The sequence below is a fragment of the Sorangium aterium genome (genome assembly GCF_028368935.1).
Lineage (GTDB): Bacteria > Myxococcota_A > Polyangia > Polyangiales > Polyangiaceae > Sorangium > Sorangium atrum.
Genome location: NZ_JAQNDK010000001.1, coordinates 428,732 through 446,478 on the forward strand (window position 1 = coordinate 428,732; position 17,747 = coordinate 446,478).

General features: G+C 73.4%; 13 protein-coding genes. 7 read left to right on the forward strand and 6 right to left on the reverse strand.

The window, feature by feature from the left end; translation table 11 throughout:
* The 6 genes from gatA (at position 1) to POL72_RS01400 (ending at position 7,405) form a co-directional block, all read left to right on the forward strand.
* On the forward strand, positions 1 to 1,554 hold the full coding sequence (gatA, locus tag POL72_RS01375; protein WP_272093097.1) for an Asp-tRNA(Asn)/Glu-tRNA(Gln) amidotransferase subunit GatA: 1,554 nt from the start codon (positions 1 to 3) through the stop codon (positions 1,552 to 1,554).
* Positions 1,555 to 1,570: 16 nt separating this feature from the next.
* Positions 1,571 to 2,167, forward strand: coding sequence for a GNAT family N-acetyltransferase (locus tag POL72_RS01380; protein WP_272093099.1), 597 nt, complete (start codon positions 1,571 to 1,573; stop codon positions 2,165 to 2,167).
* Between the two features lie 78 nt (positions 2,168 to 2,245).
* Positions 2,246 to 3,418, forward strand: coding sequence for an NAD-dependent epimerase/dehydratase family protein (locus tag POL72_RS01385; protein ID WP_272093100.1), 1,173 nt, complete (start codon positions 2,246 to 2,248; stop codon positions 3,416 to 3,418).
* A 20-nt stretch (positions 3,419 to 3,438) separates the two neighbouring features.
* Entirely contained in the window at positions 3,439 to 4,695 is a 1,257-nt protein-coding gene (locus POL72_RS01390) for a lysophospholipid acyltransferase family protein (protein ID WP_272093101.1), read from the forward strand.
* A complete protein-coding gene (locus POL72_RS01395) occupies positions 4,692 to 5,897 on the forward strand; it encodes a tRNA pseudouridine synthase B (RefSeq protein WP_272093102.1) in 1,206 nt (401 codons plus the stop codon). The genes POL72_RS01390 and POL72_RS01395 overlap by 4 nt, the downstream gene beginning before the upstream one ends.
* Positions 5,898 to 6,112: 215 nt before the next feature.
* Complete coding sequence (locus POL72_RS01400) at positions 6,113 to 7,405, forward strand: hemolysin family protein (RefSeq protein WP_272093104.1); 1,293 nt, start codon at positions 6,113 to 6,115, stop codon at positions 7,403 to 7,405.
* A gap of 401 nt (positions 7,406 to 7,806) precedes the next feature.
* Here POL72_RS01400 and POL72_RS01405 read toward each other — a convergent pair whose 3' ends face one another.
* Positions 7,807 to 9,012: a formin gene (locus POL72_RS01405; RefSeq protein WP_272093105.1), complete on the reverse strand. Its 1,206-nt coding sequence runs from the start codon at positions 9,010 to 9,012 to the stop codon at positions 7,807 to 7,809.
* A 444-nt stretch (positions 9,013 to 9,456) separates the two neighbouring features.
* On the opposite strand from POL72_RS01405, the gene POL72_RS01410 reads away from it, so the two are divergent.
* Complete coding sequence (locus POL72_RS01410) at positions 9,457 to 10,572, forward strand: alpha/beta fold hydrolase (RefSeq protein ID WP_272093106.1); 1,116 nt, start codon at positions 9,457 to 9,459, stop codon at positions 10,570 to 10,572.
* Positions 10,573 to 10,616: 44 nt separating this feature from the next.
* Here POL72_RS01410 and POL72_RS01415 read toward each other — a convergent pair whose 3' ends face one another.
* The 5 genes from POL72_RS01415 to POL72_RS01435 form a co-directional block, all read right to left on the reverse strand.
* The gene (locus POL72_RS01415) at positions 10,617 to 13,001 is read right to left on the reverse strand and encodes a Tex family protein (RefSeq protein ID WP_272093108.1); all 2,385 of its coding nucleotides are present in this window, start codon (positions 12,999 to 13,001) and stop codon (positions 10,617 to 10,619) included.
* Between the two features lie 55 nt (positions 13,002 to 13,056).
* Positions 13,057 to 14,340 carry an imidazolonepropionase gene (gene hutI / locus POL72_RS01420; RefSeq protein ID WP_272093110.1) on the reverse strand — a complete coding sequence of 428 codons (1,284 nt, stop codon included), beginning with the start codon at positions 14,338 to 14,340 and terminating at the stop codon, positions 13,057 to 13,059.
* Positions 14,337 to 15,452 (reverse strand): beta-N-acetylhexosaminidase, encoded by a 1,116-nt coding sequence (nagZ, locus tag POL72_RS01425; protein ID WP_272093111.1) that lies wholly within the window; start codon positions 15,450 to 15,452, stop codon positions 14,337 to 14,339. The genes hutI and nagZ overlap by 4 nt, the downstream gene beginning before the upstream one ends.
* A 164-nt stretch (positions 15,453 to 15,616) precedes the next feature.
* Positions 15,617 to 16,630: a zinc-dependent alcohol dehydrogenase family protein gene (locus POL72_RS01430; protein ID WP_272093112.1), complete on the reverse strand. Its 1,014-nt coding sequence runs from the start codon at positions 16,628 to 16,630 to the stop codon at positions 15,617 to 15,619.
* Between the two features lie 51 nt (positions 16,631 to 16,681).
* Positions 16,682 to 17,665 carry a DMT family transporter gene (locus POL72_RS01435; protein ID WP_272093114.1) on the reverse strand — a complete coding sequence of 328 codons (984 nt, stop codon included), beginning with the start codon at positions 17,663 to 17,665 and terminating at the stop codon, positions 16,682 to 16,684.
* Positions 17,666 to 17,747 lie beyond the last annotated feature (82 nt).

Sequence of the window (17,747 nt, forward strand, 5' to 3'; positions counted from 1 at the left end):
ATGGACGCAGCGATCCTCGATCGATCCATCCCGGAGCTCGCGGCGCTCGTGCAGCGCGGCGAGGTGAGCGCCGAGGAGGTGGCCAGGGCCGCGCTCTCGCGCATCGAGCAGCGCGACGGCGCGCTGGGCGCCTTCCTCACCGTGCAGGGGGAGCAGGCCGTCGCGGCGGCGCGCGCGCTCGACGCGCGGCGCGCGCGCGGAGAGGCGCTCGGCCCGCTCGCCGGCGTGCCGATCGGGCTCAAGGACGCGCTCTGCACCGAGGGCGCGCCGACGACCGCCGGCTCGAAGATCCTCACGCGGGCGGCGGCGGGCGGGGACGGCGCGCCCAGGGCGCCCGACCCGGCGCGCGGGTTCCGCCCGCAGTTCGACGCGACGGTCGTCGCCCGCCTGCGCGAGGCCGGCGCGATCCTGCCGGGCAAGTGCAACATGGACGAGTTCGCGATGGGCTCGTCGAACGAGAACAGCGCCTTCGGGCCGGTGAAGAACCCGTGGGACCCGTCGCGCATCCCCGGCGGCTCGTCCGGCGGCAGCGCGGTCGCGGTGGCGGCGGGGATGACGCCCGGCTCGCTCGGGTCCGACACGGGGGGCTCCATCCGCCAGCCGGCGAGCCTCACCGGCGTCGTCGGCATCAAGCCGACGTACGGCCGCGTCTCCCGTTACGGCCTCATCGCGTTCGCCTCGAGCCTCGACCAGATCGGGCCGTTCGCGCAGGACGTGAAGGGCGCGGCGCGCCTGCTCGAGGTGATCTCGGGCCGCGATCCGCGCGACGCGACGAGCCTCGACGCCCCGGTGGGGGCCTACGAGGCCGCGTGCGGCCGCGACGTCGCGGGGCTGCGCATCGGGGTGCCCGAGGAGTACTTCGCGAAGGGCATCGACGCCCGGGTCGAGGCGAAGGTGCGGGAGGCCATCGAGGGCCTGCGCGGGCTCGGCTGCGAGATCAAGCCCGTGCGCCTGCCGCACACGCGGTACGCCGTGGCGGCCTACTACATCGTCGCGACGGCCGAGGCGTCGTCCAACCTGGCGCGCTTCGACGGCGTGCGCTTCGGGCTGCGCGTGGAGGGCGACCGCGGGGGGAAGGCGGACCTCCAGGGCCTCTACGGCCGGACGCGCGGCGAGGGGTTCGGCCGGGAGGTGAAGCGCCGGATCCTGCTCGGCACGTACGTGCTGTCCGCGGGCTACTACGACGCGTATTACCTGCGCGCGCAGAAGGTCAGGACGCTGATCCGGCGCGATTTCGACGAGGCCTTCCGCGAGGTCGATCTCATCGCGGCGCCGGTCTCGCCGACGGTCGCGTTCCGGCTGGGGGAGCGGGTGGACGATCCGCTGTCGATGTACCTGGCCGACGTCTACACGCTGCCCGCCAGCATGGCGGGGCTGCCCGCGATCAGCGTCCCGTGCGCGACCGCGCAGGCGCCGGACGGCGGGCCTGCGCTGCCCGTCGGCCTGCAGCTCATCGGCCCTGCGCTGGAGGAGGCGCGGCTCTGCCAGGCGGCCTACGCGTGGGAGCAGATCTCCCCGGTGCGCGGGCTGCGCGCGTGCGTGTCGAACGCGTGACGAGCGGGGCGCGCCGATGAGCTCCGCGATCACCGTGGCGGCGGCCGGCCCCGAGCACCTCCCGGGGCTCGAGGCGCTCTTCGAGGCCGCCGGCACGCCCTGCTACTGCCGGTACTACCACTTCGGCGGCACCAACAACGAGTGGCTCGCGCGGTGCTCGGACGGCCAGGGCGAGAACCGCCGGGAGTTCGCCGAGGCGCTCGCCTCGGGCAGCGACGAGGCGCGCGGCGTCGTGGCGCTCGCGCCGGAGGCGCCGCACGTCGTCGGGTGGCTCAAGGTCGCGCCCGCGGCGGCCGTGGCGAAGGCGTACGAGCGCCGCCTGTACCGCGGGCTTCCGTGCTTCGCGGGTGATCGCGCCGGCGTCTTCCTGATCGGCTGCGCCGTCGTGCACCCGGACTACCGGCGGCGAGGGGTCGCGACCGCGCTCGTCGCGGGCGCGGTGGAGCTCGCGCCCGCCTGGGGCGCGCGCGCCCTCGAGGCCCTGCCCCGCCGCCCGAAGGAGGCGGTGAGCGACGAGGAGCTGTGGACCGGCCCGGTCTCCGCGTTCACGCGGAACGGATTCGCCGAGGTGCACACGTTCGAGCCGTATCCGGTCCTGCGCCGGGTGTTGTGACAGCGCCGCGGCGGGCCCCGGCCAGGGTCGCGCTTCGCTTGCGCGCGCCGGCCGACCAGGTAGTGTCGCGCCCCGCGCATGGCTCCCACGTCCGAGCACCCTGAAGCCGCGGCCCACGACGCCGCCGAGCGAAGCTCCACCGCCGGCGCAGATCACGCGGAGCCTGCCTCCTCCGCAGGCGCGGCCACGACCGGCGGGAGCGAGCCCCCGGCGTCCGCGGCGGCGGAGTCCTCGCCGACCAGCCGGCGCGCGTCGCCCAGCTCGAGGGGCCGGGTCATCGCGCTCACCGGCGCAGCGTCCTTCCTCGGGCGCAACCTGATCGGGATCCTCGAGGAGGACCCGCGCATCGCGCGCGTGGTGGCCATCGACATCAAGCGGCCGGACACGGGCGGCTCCAAGCTGCGCATGCACACGGTCGACCTGACGGAGCCCGCGTCGGAGGAGCGCGTCGCCGAGGTGCTCGCGGCCGAGCAGGTGGACACGCTCGTCCACCTCTGCTTCCTGTCGTCGCCCACGCCGGCGACCGCCTGGGCCCACGAGCTCGAGTCGGTCGGCACGATGCACCTGCTCCACGGCGCGCGCCAGGCGAGCCTGCGCAAGCTGATCCTCTGGAGCCAGACGATCCTCTACGGCGCGCACCCGACCAACCCCAATTTCCTCACGGAGAAGCACCCGCTCCGGGCGGACCCGGACGAGCGCTTCTTCGCGGACAAGATGGCCGCCGAGCGGGAGCTCAACGCCTTCGGCGCGAAGGCCAAGGGCACGACCGTCACCATCCTGCGGACCGCGCCGATCCTCGGCCCGACGGTCCAGAACTACGTCACCCGGTTCCTGGCGCGGCGCCTGGTCATGACGATGCTCGGCTTCGATCCGCTGTGGCAGTTCATCCACGAGGTCGACGCCATCGCCGCCTTCAAGCTGGCCATCGACAGCGATTTTCCCGGGACCTTCAACATCGTGGGCGACGGCGTGCTGCCGCTGTCCACGATCGTGCGCCTCGCGGGCCGGACGGCGGTCCCCGTGCTGCACAGCGCCGCCGGGCCGCTCGTCTCCGCGCTCTGGGCGGCGCACGCGGCGATCGCCCCGCCCGGCTTCCTGCGGTACCTGCGCTATCTCTGCGTGGCGGACGGCGAGAAGGCGGCGCAGGTCATGGGGTTCCGGCCGGTCTACACGACGCGCGAGGCGTTGCTCGATTACACAAGCGCGCAGCGGCTGCGGGACGTGCGCCTCCTGCAAGAGACGCCTGCGTGATGCGGTTCGGGGGGTGAGCGATGGGCACGGAGCACGATCGAGAGCTCGAGGAAGCAGGGAACGGATCGCCGTCGACGCGCGGGCGCCCCGACAGGACGGGGCCCAGGCAGGTCGTGCCGAGCGCCGACGTCGAGGACGAGGAGGCCCGGTACCTGGCGCCGATCGGCCCGACGGAGCCCTCGGACGGGCGGAAGACGCAGTCGTCCGAGGGGCACGCCCCGGTGGTGCCGGTGACGACCGAGGAGCTCCAGCGCCAGATCACGGAGCTCGAGGCGCGGCTCAAGCGGATGCTCGCCGGGGGCCCGTCGCCCGACGCGAGCTGCGCGGCGGGAGGTGAGCCCGAGACCGAGCGGAGCCCGCGCCAGGGCGGAGCGCCCGCGGCGTCGGCCGGCTTCGCCAGCGAGCCGCCGCTCTCCGAGCCCGGGACGGCGCGCGACGTCCTGTCGACCGATTTCTACCTGCGGCAGTGGGGCCGCGCCGGCCTGCGCCGCCGCTCGGAGGAGGTCGACGAGTTCGGCTTCGATCCCAAGTACGAGGCCCGGTACAGGTCGCTCTTCGACTTCCTGCACAGGCACTATTTCAGGATCGAACTCGAGGGCATCGAGCGCATCCCCGCCGAGGGGCGGTGCCTCGTCGTGTCCAACCATTCGGGCGGGCCCATCCCCTACGACGGGCTCATGCTGCGGGCCGCGGTGCGGCGGGAGCACCCGGCGCGGCGGGAGCTCCGCTGGCTGGCCGACGATTTCGTGTACTACCTGCCGTTCGCCGGCACGATCATGAACCGGCTCGGGGCCGTGCGGGCCTGCCAGGAGAACGCCGAGCGGCTGCTCGCGGGCGAGCGGCTCATCGCGGTCTTCCCGGAGGGCGTCAAGGGCAGCGGGAAGCTCTACAAGGAGCGGTACCAGCTCCAGCGCTTCGGTCGCGGCGGCTTCATCCGGCTCTGCCTGCGCACGCGCACGCCGCTCGTCCCGTGCGCCATCGTGGGGGCCGAGGAGACGAACCCGCTGTTCTATCGGGTCGAGCACCTCACGCGCGCGCTCGGCATCCCGTACCTGCCCATCACCCCGACGTTCCCTGCGCTCGGGCCGCTGGGCCTCGTGCCGGCGCCCACCAAGTGGAAGATCCGCCTGGCCGATCCCGTGCGGTTCGACGCGTACGGCCCGGAGGCGGCGGACGATCAGATCCTGGTGCGGCGCCTCGCGGAGCGCGTGCGCGCCACGATCCAGGGGCTCATTGACGAGACCCTGGCCACCCGGAAGTCGATCTGGTTCGGATGAAGCGATCTGCCGAGGCGAATCCTCCCCCCATGCCCGAGAACACGACCGAAGGGGATCCGCCCGCCGAGCCCGAGCGAGCGACGAGCAGGGGCGCGCGGCCGGAGGGCGTGCTGGTGATCGACAAGCCGCGCGGGCCGACGAGCCACGACGTCGTGGCCCGCCTGCGCCGCGCCCTCGGCGTGAAGCGCATCGGGCACGCGGGGACGCTCGACCCGATGGCGTCCGGCGTCCTCGTGGTGCTCGTCGGCGAGGCCACCAAGCTCGCCCCGTACCTGACCGCGCAGGACAAGCGCTACACGGCGCGCGTCGTCCTCGGCGTGGGGACGGACACCCTCGACGCGGAGGGGGAGATCACCGCGGCGCAGCCCCTGCCGCCGTGGCTCGACGCGGAGCTCGGCGCCCTTGCGGGGGCCGGCGGGCCTCCCGGCGGTGAGGCGCTCGCGCTCGCGGCGCCGCGCATCGCCGCCGCGGTCGACGCGGAGCGGGCGCGGCGGGAGCAGGCGCCGCCGGCCTACTCGGCCATCAAGGTCGCCGGGCAGCGCAGCTACGCCCTGGCGCGCGCCGGCCAGGCGGTCGACCTGGCGGAGCGGGCCGTCGAGGTCCGGTCGCTCGAGGTGACCGGCGCCTCGCGCGGCGGGCCCGGCGCGCCGGCCGAGGGCGCCGCGCCGGCCGCCGATGCCGCGCCGGCCGCGGGTGCCGCGCCGGCCGCGGGCGCTGCGTCCGCCACCCTCGATCTCGAGCTCGGGGTGAGCAAGGGCTATTATGTGCGCTCGCTGGCGCGCGATCTGGGCGCGCACCTCGACGTCCCCGCGCACCTGTCTGCGCTCCGCCGCACGGCGAGCGGCAGCTTCACCGTGGAGCAGGCCGTGTCCCTCGATGCCGGCGCCGAGGTGCTGCGCGCGTCGCTGCGCCCGCTCGCCGACGCAGCCGCCGCGAGCCTCCCGGTCGCCCGCCTGACCGAGAACGGCGCCCGGCGCGCGCGCATGGGACAAGCGCTCACGGAATCCGACTTCTCGCTATCTCCTGCGCACCCTGGCGCTGCTGTATGGCTCGATCCGGACGGAGTTGTCGTGGCGCTCGGCGCTGCCGAGGTCGCCGATGAGAGCGCCGCTGATGGCCTTCCAGCGCCATCAGCGACTCGATTTTCCGTCCTGCGCGGCTTTTCTGGAGCGCCCGACATGCGTGGGAATGCTGCTAGATAAGAGAAACCCACAGCACACGGCAATTCCCTGGACTTCGGCAGATCTACGGCGCATGTCACTGGAAGCGCTCGGCAGGATCGGTCGAGCTGGGGAGTCCGCCTTCGGGCGAGAGCGGCAAGAACGCGTGGTTCCGTCATCTCCTGAGATTTCGCGTCCCGGTCCGGTTGCGCTCCCCTCGCCTGTTCCGTTACGATTCGTCCGTTAGGAGCCTCTGTTTGAGTCCCGATTTCGTTCCATTGCCAGCGCTCGGCGCTGCAGTTCTCTCCGCTGTACTTGGCTCGCTGTTCGTCGGTGCCGACACCGCACTGACGACGTTGAGCGCGACGAGGCTCGGCGCCCTGATTGAGCAGGCGACGGGCCCCACGAAGTCCGCCTACGAGCGGATTCGTCGAGAAGACGCCAAGCTCCGTTCCCGCTACCTGCTCGGCTGGGTCGTATCGACCAGCCTGACGGCCGCCTGCTTCGACCTCTTCTTCCGGCGGGTTGTCCCTGGCGCGGCGCTCTATCTCGGGCTGGCGACCACGATCGTCGTCAGCGGAGCCCTTTACGAGGTCAGCTCCACGCTGGGCCGCAAGCACGCCGATCGGGCCGCATCGATGGCGGTCCGCTTCTTGCGCCCTCTCGAAATCGCCATGCTGCCGCTCGCCGTACCGCTCGGCTGGATCGGCTCCAAGCTGGGGCCGCGGGACGGTGAGCAGCCGTCGGACCCGAGGGTTGCCGAGGCGGAGGTCGAGATCCTCGTCGATGAGGTCGAGCGCTCTGGTCTGTTCGGGCGGGAGCCGGCGGAGATGATCCGGAATGTGCTCGAGTTCGCCGATCTCACGGCGCGGGACGTGATGGTGCCGCGGTCCAAGGTCGAGGCCATCGAGATCTCCACTCCGCTGGAGAAGGTGCTGGAGATCGTCACCGAGAGCGGGCACTCGCGGTATCCGGTCTACAAGGATCAGACCGACAACATCGCTGGTCTTCTCTACGCGAAGGACCTGTTCAAGGTCCTCGAGGAGCGCCGGCTCAAGAACACGACGCTCCGGGAGATCACGCGGAGCCCTGCCAATTTCGTCGCCGAGTCGCAGCCTCTCTCCTCTCTGCTCCGGGAGATGAAGAGCCGGAGACAGCACCTCGCGATCGTGGTCGACGAGTTTGGCGGTATGTCGGGGATTGTCACCCTGGAGGACGTGCTCGAGGAGATCGTCGGAGACATCCGGGACGAGCATGACGAGACGGACGACGGTGCCGCCATCCAGGATCTTGGCGACGGCCGCTTGGTCGCCGACGCGGCCGTGTCGATGAGCGATCTCTCGGCCTACCTGGGCGCCGAGCTCGACCGGGAGGGAAAGTACGATTCCCTCGGCGGGATGATCACGCAGCACGTCGGCAAGGTGCCCGAGGTAGGCACGGCCGTGAGCAAGTTCGGCCTACGCTTCATCGTGCGCGACAGCGACGAGCGCCACATCGGCAAGGTCGAGATCGTCCGCCCCCGCGCCATGGGCGCCGGCGGCGCGGCCTGAAGCGGCGGGCCGCGCGGGAGGCATTGGCGAGCTGCCCGGCCCGGAGCGAGGGGGGGCGTCGCGCGGCACGGCGCGGGGCCCCGCCGAACTCGCCCAAGTGACAAAGCTCCTCCGGCTTCGCCGGAGGAGCTTTGTCACTTGGGCTCAGACATCGGCCCATCCCCGCGCCGTGCCGCGCGACGCCCCCCCTCGCTCCGGGCCTACCGTCCCACCTCACGCGCCGCGGGCGGCGCTCCAGATCTGCCGCGGCCGAGCGGCGCTCCAGATCTGCCGCGGCCGAGCGGCGCGCGCCCGCACAGGAGACGGGCCCAGATCGGCGTTTTCGGCGCGCAGGCGCACTCCGGTGCGCCGAGCACCGAAAACGTCGAGATGGGCCCGTATCCGAAGCGGGCGCGTGCCGCTCAGCGGGCGAGGGAGATTTTGTGGAGCTCGTTCGCGAGATCGTCGCCCTCCTTGATGAGGCCGGGCGTCTCTTCGACGGGGTTGTCCTTGTTGCCGTCGAGCGTCTTGCGGATGTCCGCCATCGCGCTGGCGAGCCGGAAGACCATCTGCTCGCTCGTGAGGCCTGCAACGGACTGAGGATCGACCGGGAGGGCCTGCAGATCGCCGCCGGCGATGTCGCCCTTCGTCCAGCGGGTGGCCTCCTTCTCGGCGGGCTTCAAGCCCTGCTGCGTGCGCTCGAGGCGGCTCACCGTGTACTTCGCCGGCCAGTCCTTGCCGAACGGGAACGGCGCCTTGTTGGGAACGAGCTCGGCCACCGTCTTGTCGCCGTCCCGGCGGAAGACCACCGAGAAGTTCACGACCGGCTCCTCCTGCTCCTTCCACGATTTCTCGACGGGAGCCTGCGCGGCGGAGAGGACGTTCTTGAGGCTGTCCTTGGTCTTGTTCAGATCCTGGACCGCCGTGGTGTAGGTGAGGAGCTGGCGCATCACCCGCCCCGGGAGGCTGCCGATCTGCTTGCCCTCCAGGTTGGTGGCGTCGAACGGGACGTTGATGCCGCCCAGCTCGTTCACGAGCTCCGCGGGGAACTTCTTCCCCTCGAGCGCCGCCCGGCCCGCCTCGAGCTTCTCCTTCAGCGCCGCCATCTTCTCGTTCGCGGCCTTCACGTCCTTCTCGAGCGCCGCGGCGCCCTCGACCGCGAGCTTGCCGCGATCGCCGCGCTCCTTCGCGCCGCCGATGGCGAAGCCCACGGCGATGCCGACGACCGCCGCGAGGCCGGCGTAGAGCGCCGTCTTCTTCGAGGCCTTCCGGCGCTCCTGCTCGACCTCCTCGCCGACCTCGACCTTGATGGTCTGCGCGGCCGCCGTCGGCTTGGGCGGGGGCGTCTGGATCACAGGACGCGGCGCCGGCGCGAACGGAGGCAACGGGATGCCTGGCGAGATCCCGGGCGGAGGCGCGATGCCCCCCACGGAGGGCATCGGCGGCCGCGCGCTCGGATGCGGAGAGGGCACGCCGATCGGGCCCGCGTTCATGTCGGGAGGCGGCCCCGATCCGGGCTGCGAGCCAGGCACGGGAAGGGGGACGGCCGCTCCCGGCGCCCCGCCTATCGCCGTTTTGCCAAGCCGAGCCTTCAGATCGATTTTGCTCTTCTTCTTTTCTTCAGCCATCGGCTCCTCGAGGACGGGATCGCTGCACCACTTCGCGCTGAAAACTCCAGCCCGCCCGAGGGAATCGACCCACCACGGCCCGAACCGGAGCTGCCGCTGCGCGAGCGGCAGCAGAAGACGACACGGGCCGGCCTCCAGCAGACCGACATGGGAGCGGGGAGGGAAAGATCAGCAACACGACGGGAGCGCCGGGCGAGCGGACAACCCGCCGGGCACGTTAGCGGCGCGCTGCCTGGAATGTCAACGCGATGGCGATCGCAGCGCGGGATGTGTTTCGACAGGCGATCGCCAGGCCACCCGGGCCCACGGCAGCCCCCGCTGGCCCGCAGCTGCGCCCTCGCCGGGTCGGTACCGTCGCTCCCGGCCCCCATCCTTTCCCATCACGCAGGCGACCGCCGGCAACCTGGCCCTCCGCGAAGGGACCGGGTAGGAAGCAGGGGGCTCATGGTCTCGTTCAAGTTCGGCGGGGGTCGGCCGCCGCGGCTCCGCTCTCCTTCCGGCAGCGGACCGCAGGCGCCGCCAGCTTCATCCACCGGCAACAGACCGCAGGCGCCGCCCGCGGCATCCTTTGGCGACGGGCGGCAGGCGGCACCCCCGCCTTCCAGCGGCGGGTGGCAGGCGCCGCCCCCTCCTGCCTCCAGCGGGGGCCGGCGGGGGCCGCCCTCGCGCCGGCCGTCGCTCCGGATGGAGACCCGGCGGGTCACGAGCTTCGATGGAACCGACATCACCTACCGCGTGACGCCGCCGCCGTTCGAGGGGGCGAAGACGGTGGTCCTGGTCAACGGTCTGGGCGGGCCGTACCTCGCCTGGCGGGCGCAGGTCGAGTACCTCTCCGACCAGTACCGGTTCATCACGTGGGACTACCGCGGGATGTACGCGTCGAGGCGCCCGTCGCCGGACGTTCCGGAGGCCTATGCGGTCGCGAACCATGTCCGCGACCTGGAGGCGATCCTCGCCGTCGAAGGGATCCGGCACGGCTCGCTGATGGGATGGAGCGTGGGCGTCCAGGTGGTGCTGGAGGCGTTCCACAGGCTCCCGGGGTTCGCCGCGAACCTGGTCCTGCTGAACGGCACCTACCGCCGGCCGCTGGGGACGATGGGGCCGCTGCCTGGGCTCGGGCGGCTGTTCCCGCCGTTCGTGGCGCTCGCGGCGCGTGCTCACACGCTGGCGGCCCGGGTGACGGGCAGCACCATGGCCCCGCCGGACGCGGTGCACTGGCTGAAGCGAATGGGGCTGCTCGGCAAGACGCTCGACGGCGATGCGTTCGCCGAGCTCGTGCAGCCTTTCGGCCGGCTCGACATGGACGCGCTCTTCAGCAACCTGCGCGCGCTGGACGCCCACGACGCCGAGCACGTGCTCGAGCAGATCGACGTCCCGACGCTGCTCATCACCGGCGACCGCGACGCGTTCACCCCGCGGGCGCTGGCGCAGTCGATGGCACGCCGCATCCCGATGGCGGAGATCCTCGTGGTCCGCGGCGGGACCCACACCACCGCGGTCGAGTTCCCCGAGCTCGTCTCGCTCCGGATCGAGCGCTTCTTCGCCGATCATGGGTTCTAGCGCCGCCCGCCCGCCTGGCCCGGGGCCAGGCGGGCATGCGCCGCTCACTTCCGGAGCAGATCGGCGAACGGGTTGTTGCGGAAGCCGCCCGACGAGCTCCCCTGCCCCTTCCCTTGCTGCCCCTGCCCCTGCCCCTGCCCCTGGGCCGGCCGGCGGCCGTCGCCGCGATCGTTGCGGCCGCGCGCGTCGCCGCCGGCGGACGGGCCGCCCGCCTGGGGACGCGCGCCGGCGGGAGCGCCGCCCTTCTTCGCGGTGAGCGAGATGCGCTTGCGCACGAGGTCGACCTCGAGCACGCGCACCTTGATCTTGTCGCCCACCTTCGCGACCTCGTTCGGGTCCTTCACGAACCTGTCCGCCAGCTGCGAGACGTGCACGAGGCCGTCCTGGTGGACGCCGATGTCGACGAAGGCGCCGAACGCCGTGACGTTGGTCACCACGCCCTCGAGCTCCATGCCCGGCTTGAGATCCTCCATGGTCCGCACGTCGTCGCGGAACTTCGGCGGCTCGAACGTGGCGCGCGGGTCGCGGCCCGGCTTCTTCAGCTCGCTCAGGATGTCGTTCAGCGTGAACGAGCCGACGTCGCCGGCCTCGTACTTCTTCGGATCGATCCGCGCGATCGCCGCCGTGTCGCCGATGAGCGACCCGACCGGCACGCCGAGGTCCGCCGCGATGCGCTCGACGAGGCCGTAGCGCTCCGGGTGCACGGCGCTCGCGTCGAGCGGGTGCTCCCCGCCCCGGACCCGCACGAAGCCCGCCGCCTGCTCGAACGTCCGCGGGCCGACGCCGGGCACGTCGAGCAGCGCCTTGCGGCTCTTGAACGCGCCGTTCAGGTCGCGGTGCGCGACGATCTTCTTCGCGAGGCTCGGGCCGATGCCGGCGACGCGGGCGAGCAGCGGGGCGCTCGCGGTGTTGAGCTCGACGCCGACCCGGTTCACGCAGCTCTCGACCACCTCGTCGAGCTTCCGCGCGAGCAGCCCCTGGTAGACGTCGTGCTGGTACTGGCCGACGCCGATGCTCTTCGGGTCGACCTTCACGAGCTCCGCGAGCGGGTCCTGCAGCCTGCGGGCGATGCTGATCGCGCCGCGCACCGTGAGATCGAGCTCGGGGAACTCCTCGCGCGCGACGTCGCTCGCCGAGTAGACGCTCGCGCCAGCCTCGCTCACCGGGACGCAGAACAGCTCCGTCAACCCCTCCGACGCGAGCACGTCCTTCACGAACGCCTCGGTCTCGCGGCCGTGCGTGCCGTTGCCCACGGCGACCGCGCGGAGCGGGTACTTGCGGCAGATGCGGCGCAGGTCCTGGCGCGCGCGCTCGAGCGAGTCGCCGCTCCCGACCAGGTAGATCGTCGTGTGCTCGAGGAGCTTGCCCGTCTCGTCGACGACGGCGCACTTGCAGCCGGTGCGCTGGCCGGGGTCGATGCCGAGCACCGCCTTCGTGCCGAAGGGCGCGGCGAGGAGGAGCTCGCGGAGGTTCTGGGCGAAGACCTCGACCGCGGCGCGATCGGCCTGCATCTTGAGGTCGACGCGCACGTCGCTCTGGACCGCCGGGAGCAGGAGCCGCTTCACGGCGTCGTCCGCGGCCTTCGTGAGCTCGCCGGCCCACGGCGATTTCGGCTTCAGCCCGACCGCGGCGTGGATGGGCGGGACGAGCGGCTCGGGCGCGAGCTCGATCGAGGCGCGGAGCACGCCCTCGGCCTCGCCGCGGCGGATCGCGAGGTAGCGGTGCGACGGGATGTTCGCGACGGGCTCTTCGAAGCTCCCGTACATGTCGAACTTCGTCTGCTTGGCCGCGTGCTCCTCGTTCTTCTGGACCTTGATGACGCCTTCCTTCGCGTAGGCCTCGCGGACGAGCTTGCGCACGTCGGCGTGCTCGGCGATGCGCTCGGCGCAGATGTCGCGCGCGCCGGCGAGGGCGGCCGCCGCGTCGGGGACCTCCTTCTCGGCGCTGACGAACGCGCGGGCCTCCTCCTCGGGGCTGCCGTCCCCCGGCTGCGACCACATGCGATCCGCGAGCGGCTCGAGGCCCCGCTCCTTCGCGATGATGGCCCGCGTGCGGCGCTTCGGCTTGAAGGGGAGGTAGAGGTCCTCGAGCTCGGCCTTCGTGTGGCAGGCGCGGATCTTCGAGGCGAGCGCGTCGGTGAGCTTGCCCTGCTTCTGGATCTCCGTGAGCACCGTGGCGCGGCGCTCCTCGAGCTCGATGAGGTAGGCGCGGCGCTCCTCGATGGCGCGGATCTGCACCTCGTCGAGCCCGCCGGTCGCTTCCTTGCGGTAGCGGGCGATGAACGGGACCGTCGCCCCCTCGGCGAGCAGCTTGGCCACCGCCGAGACCCCCTGGCGCGGGAGGCTCAGCTCCTCGGCCAGGAGCGGGACCGGATCGAACGAGCTGTCCGCGCGGCTCGGGACAGCGACAGGGCTCTGCGTCTCAGTCATGGGCGCGGCATACGCGCAGGGTGCACGCGCGTCCAGGCTTGACTTGCTGTCTGCCTCAGCACCCCGCCGCGATGATGTCGCCGTCGCGCAGCACGGCCCGCGCGCGCGGCGCGCCCCAGGGCTGCACGATCGCGTTCTCGTGGGGCAGGTCCCACACGGCGAGATCCGCGCGCAGCCCCGGACGGACGGCGCCGCACACGCCGCCGAGGCCGAGCGCGACCGCCGCCTCGCGCGTCGCGCCCAGGATCGCCTCGGCGACGGTGAGGCCGTAGAGCCGCACCCCGAGCGCGAGCGCGAGCGGCAGGCTCTCGGTCGGCGCCGTGCCGGGGTTCGCGTCGCTGCCCACGATCAGCGGGACGCCGGCGGCCCGGAGCGCGGCGACGGGCGGCGGCTCCTGCCGCAGCGTGAAGCTCGCGACGGGCAGCAGCGCGGCGGCGACGCCCGCCTGGGCGAGCGCCGCGATGCCGGCCGGGGCGACGTGCTCGAGGTGGTCGGCCGACGCGGCGCCGAGCGCGGCGGCGAGCTCGGCGCCGCCCACGTCCGCGAACTGCCCGACGTGCACGCGCACGCCGAGACCCAACCCGCGCGCGCGCTCGAGGACCGGCCGCGCCTCGTCCACCGAGAACGCGCCCCGGTCGATGTAGGCGTCGACGTAGCGCGCGAGGCCGGCCGCGGCGATCGCGGGGAGCCAGGAGCGCGCGACGGTCGCCGCGTAGGCCGCGCGGTCGCCGCCGGCCTCCGGGGGCAACGCGTGCAGCGCGAGGTACGTCGGAACGACGCGGGGCAGCCGCGCGTCCCTCCCCGCCTCGGCGACCGCCTCGAGCTGCTTGCGCTCCGTCGCCTCGTCGAGGCCGTAGCCGCTCTTGGCCTCGACGGCGGTCACGCCGAGCGCGGCCATCCGGCGGAGGCGGGCCCGGAGCGTGTCCGCGAGCTCGCCGGCGGCCGCGGCGCGCGCCGCGCGCATGCTCGCGACGATGCCGCCGCCGGCCGCGGCGATCGCCTCGTAGTCGCCGCCGGCCATGCGGATCGCGTACTCGGCGTCCCGCGAGCCGATCCAGGGCGCGTGCGTGTGGCAGTCGACGAGCCCGGGCGTGACGACCCCCCCGGCCTCGATCGCGATCGGCACGCCGGCCTCGGGCCGAAGGACCTCGTGCCGCGGTCCGACGGCGTCGATCGCGCCGCCTCGCACCACGATCGCGGCGTCTTCGATCACGCCGAGGGGGTCGCCGGCCGAGGCGCGGGACGGGTCGCAGGTGACGAGCCGGCGCGCCGTGATGGCGAACGGGCGCTCGGGGTGCTGCGCGGCCTCCGCGGGCGCGGCCCCCGGCGGCGCCGTCACGTCGCCGCCTCGGCGCCGCGCGCGCCGCGCGCCCGCTCGATGTCCTCGAGCACCGCCCGGGACGCGGGCCCGCCGACGATCTCGGCGAACGCCGCGGGCGAGGAGGCCGGCCGCGGCGGGCACCGCCGGCGCAGGCCCAGGCAGCGCGCGGCCGCCTCGGCGCAGCGCTCGCGGAAGCGCGGCTCGCGCTCGGCCTTGCGCACGAGCGCCTCGTGCACGCGATCCTGCAGGTCCTCGCGGTGGCAGACGAGCAGCGCGTCGCAGCCCGCCCAGACGGCCGCGGCGGCGGCCTCCTCGACGGCGTGGTGCGCGGCGATCGCGGCCATCTCGAGATCGTCCGAGAAGAGCACCCCCTCGAAGCCGATCTCGCCGCGCAGGAGGTCGGTGCAGATGGAGCGCGACAGCGTCGCCGGGACGCCGGGATCCAGCGCCTCGACGACGATGTGCGCCGTCATGAGCGACGCGACCCCGGCGCCGCAGGCGGCGCGGAACGGCGGCAGCTCGATCTCGTCGAGGCGGCCGCGCCCGTGGGCGATGGTCGGGAGCGCGAGGTGGCTGTCGAGCGCCGTGTCGCCGTGCCCCGGGAAGTGCTTGCCGCAGGCGAGCACGCCCTCCTCCTGGAGCCCCTCCAGGAACGCGACGGCGCTCCGCGCGACCGCGCCGGGATCGCGGCCGAACGCGCGATCGCCGATGATCGGGTTCGCCGGGTTCGAGTCGACGTCGAGCACCGGGGCGAAGTTCAGGTTGATGCCGACCGCCCGGAGCTCGGACGCGACGGCGCGCGCCGCGCGGCGCAGCAGCGGGAGGTCCGCGAGCTCGCCGAGGGAGCGCATCGACGGCAGCGTCAGGAACGGCGCGGGCAAGCGGGTGACGCGGCCCCCCTCCTGATCGATGCCGATGAAGGGAGGCCGTTCAGGGCCGCCCGCCGCGGCGAGCGCCTGGCAGAGCCGCGTCGTGGCGGCCGCGTCAGGGACGTTGCGCCGGAACAGGATCGCGCCGCCCCGCCGCCCCTCGGCGAGGGCCTTCAGGTACCGGGCCGGCGGCTCCACGCCGTCGAAGCCGCCCACGATGAGCTGACCACACAGGACCTCGAGCTCCAGATCGAGCCGCATCGTCCACCACCTCTCGCGCGGCGCAGGCGAGTGGCCGGCCGCGGAATCCGTTCGTAGACGACTCGTAAACGACTTGGGCCGACGAGGCCACTTCCGGGGGATGCCGGCGCGCCGGAGGGGAGGCCGCGGCGCCGGAGGGGCGCAGCCCGTCGCGGTCGGCTCCGTCAGAACCGGATCGCGATCTTCCCGAAGTGTGAGCCGCTCGCCATGGACTCGATCGCCTGGCGCACCTCGGCGAAGGGGACCACGCGGTCGACGACAGGCCGGAGCCCGCTCGCCGCGATCGCGCGGTTCATGTCCTCGAACATCGCCCGCGACCCGACGAAGATGCCCTGCGCGGTGATCTGCTTCATCAGGATGGGGAACAGGCCGACATCCCCCAGCGCGCCGCCCGTGAGCACGCCGATGAGGCTCACGCGGCCGCCGAACCGGACCGCGCGGAGCGAGCGGGCGAGCGTGCCCGCGCCGCCCACCTCGATCACGTGATCCACGCCGGCGCCGCCGGTGAACGAGCGCGCGGGCGCGTCCCAGTCGGGGTTCGTGCGGTAGTTGATGGTCTCCGACGCCCCGAGCGACCTGGCGCGCTCGAGCTTCTCGTCGCTGCTCGAGGTGACGATGACGCGGGCGCCCGCGAGCCGGGCGAACTGCAGCGCGAAGATCGAGACGCCGCCCGTGCCCTGGACGAGGACCGTGTCGCCCGCCTTGAGGTGGCTCGCCGCGAAGAGCGCGTTCCACGCGGTCACCGCGGCGCACGGCAGCGACGCGGCCTCCTCGTCCGTGAGGTGCTGCGGAACCTTGACGACCCCCTCCTCATCGAGCAGCACCCGCTCCGCCGCCACGCCCGGCAGCTCCCCGCCGAGCGCCGCCCGCGCCTTGTCCGCGGAGAGCTCCCCGTCGATCCAGCGCTGGTGGAAGGTCGGGCTCACGCGATCGCCGACCTTCACCCGCGTCACCCCGTCCCCCACGGCGACGACCTCGCCGACCCCATCGGAGAGCGGGATCAGCGGCAGCGAGAACTTCGGGTTGTAGAGCCCCTTCGCCACCAGCAGGTCGCGGAAGTTGAGCGACGCCGCCCTCATCTGGAGGACGACCTGCCCAGGCCCCGGCTCAGGATCCGGAAGATCGATCGGGCGGAGCGCGTCGAGACCGAACGAACCCTGGAGAGCGAACGCTTTCATGCAGATCCTCCTTGACCGGAGCTCCGCTATCCCACGCGGGATGGAGGCCGGTCAACGCGCCGGCCGCCGCGCGTCGCGCAGCGCCTGGGAAGCGAGCCACAGGCCGGCCGCCATCACGAGCGCCGTCCCGAGCAGCTGGTCCGCCGACGGGCTCTCGCCGAGCCAGGCGGCGGCGAGCACGTGCGACAGGACGACCCCGAGGTAACCGATCGCGCCGATGCGCGCCGCGCTGTCGAGCGCGTAGGCGCGCGTCATCGCGAGCTGCGCGAGGCCGCCGGCGAGCCCCGTCCCGATCAGCAGGACGGCGCCGAGCGCGTCGGGCGTCCGCCAGACCGGGATCGACAGCGCGACCATCGCGGCGCTCGCCACGAGCGAGAAGTGCAGCGCGATCGCCTCGGGGCTCGCGCGCTCCCCGCCGGCGCCGATCCTGCGCAGCCAGATCATGGCGAACGCGGAGAAGACGGCGCCGAGCGTGGCGATGAGCGCGATCTCGCCCGCGATCGCGAGCCTCGGCGCGGCGACCAGCCCGACGCCCGCGAAGGCGAGCAGGGTCGCGAGCCAGAGGCGCGGGCTCGTCCGCTCGCCGAGCAGCCGCGGGGCGAGGATCGCGACGAAGATCGGGCTCGTCGCGCCGAGCGTGACCGCGTCGCCGAGCGCGATCTGCGGCGTGCCGAGCGTGTAGAAGCCGCAGAGCATCGCCCCGGTGCCGCAGAGCGAGCGCGCCCACGCGAGCCGCCGGTCGCCCCGACCCATGGTGAGCGGCGCCCGGCGGACGAGCGCGACGCCGAGCGCGGTGGCCGCGCCCACCATCGTGCGCGACGCCGCCACCTCGGGCCACGGCGCGTGCGCCGAGGAGAGCCGCGCGAGGACGTTCATCGCGGCGAAGAGCGACTGGGCCAGGAGCATCCACAGGACGCCCGCGGTCGGGTGCGCCGCGCGCCCCTCGCGCTCCGCGGCGAGGACGATCGCGGAGGCCCCGGGCGGGTGCGCGGCGACGGCGCCCTGCGACGATGACGACGTGCTCACGTAGCGCATCGCTTACCACCTCGACCTCGCCGCCGTACACGCCGCCGTGCGCCCGGAGGCGTCGGCGCTCCTGGGTGCGTGCGCGGCATCG

Excerpts from the sequence above, each read along its gene's own strand:
- gatA (WP_272093097.1), top strand. The coding sequence starts at position 1 with ATGGACGCAGCGATCCTCGATCGATCCATCCCGGAGCTCGCGGCGCTC.
- POL72_RS01380 (WP_272093099.1), top strand. The coding sequence starts at position 1,571 with ATGAGCTCCGCGATCACCGTGGCGGCGGCCGGCCCCGAGCACCTCCCG.
- POL72_RS01385 (WP_272093100.1), top strand. The coding sequence starts at position 2,246 with ATGGCTCCCACGTCCGAGCACCCTGAAGCCGCGGCCCACGACGCCGCC.
- POL72_RS01390 (WP_272093101.1), top strand. The coding sequence starts at position 3,439 with ATGGGCACGGAGCACGATCGAGAGCTCGAGGAAGCAGGGAACGGATCG.
- POL72_RS01395 (WP_272093102.1), top strand. The coding sequence starts at position 4,692 with ATGAAGCGATCTGCCGAGGCGAATCCTCCCCCCATGCCCGAGAACACG.
- POL72_RS01405 (WP_272093105.1), bottom strand. The coding sequence starts at position 9,012 with ATGGCTGAAGAAAAGAAGAAGAGCAAAATCGATCTGAAGGCTCGGCTT.
- POL72_RS01410 (WP_272093106.1), top strand. The coding sequence starts at position 9,457 with ATGGTCTCGTTCAAGTTCGGCGGGGGTCGGCCGCCGCGGCTCCGCTCT.
- POL72_RS01415 (WP_272093108.1), bottom strand. The coding sequence starts at position 13,001 with ATGACTGAGACGCAGAGCCCTGTCGCTGTCCCGAGCCGCGCGGACAGC.
- nagZ (WP_272093111.1), bottom strand. The coding sequence starts at position 15,452 with ATGCGGCTCGATCTGGAGCTCGAGGTCCTGTGTGGTCAGCTCATCGTG.
- POL72_RS01430 (WP_272093112.1), bottom strand. The coding sequence starts at position 16,630 with ATGAAAGCGTTCGCTCTCCAGGGTTCGTTCGGTCTCGACGCGCTCCGC.
- POL72_RS01435 (WP_272093114.1), bottom strand. The coding sequence starts at position 17,665 with ATGCGCTACGTGAGCACGTCGTCATCGTCGCAGGGCGCCGTCGCCGCG.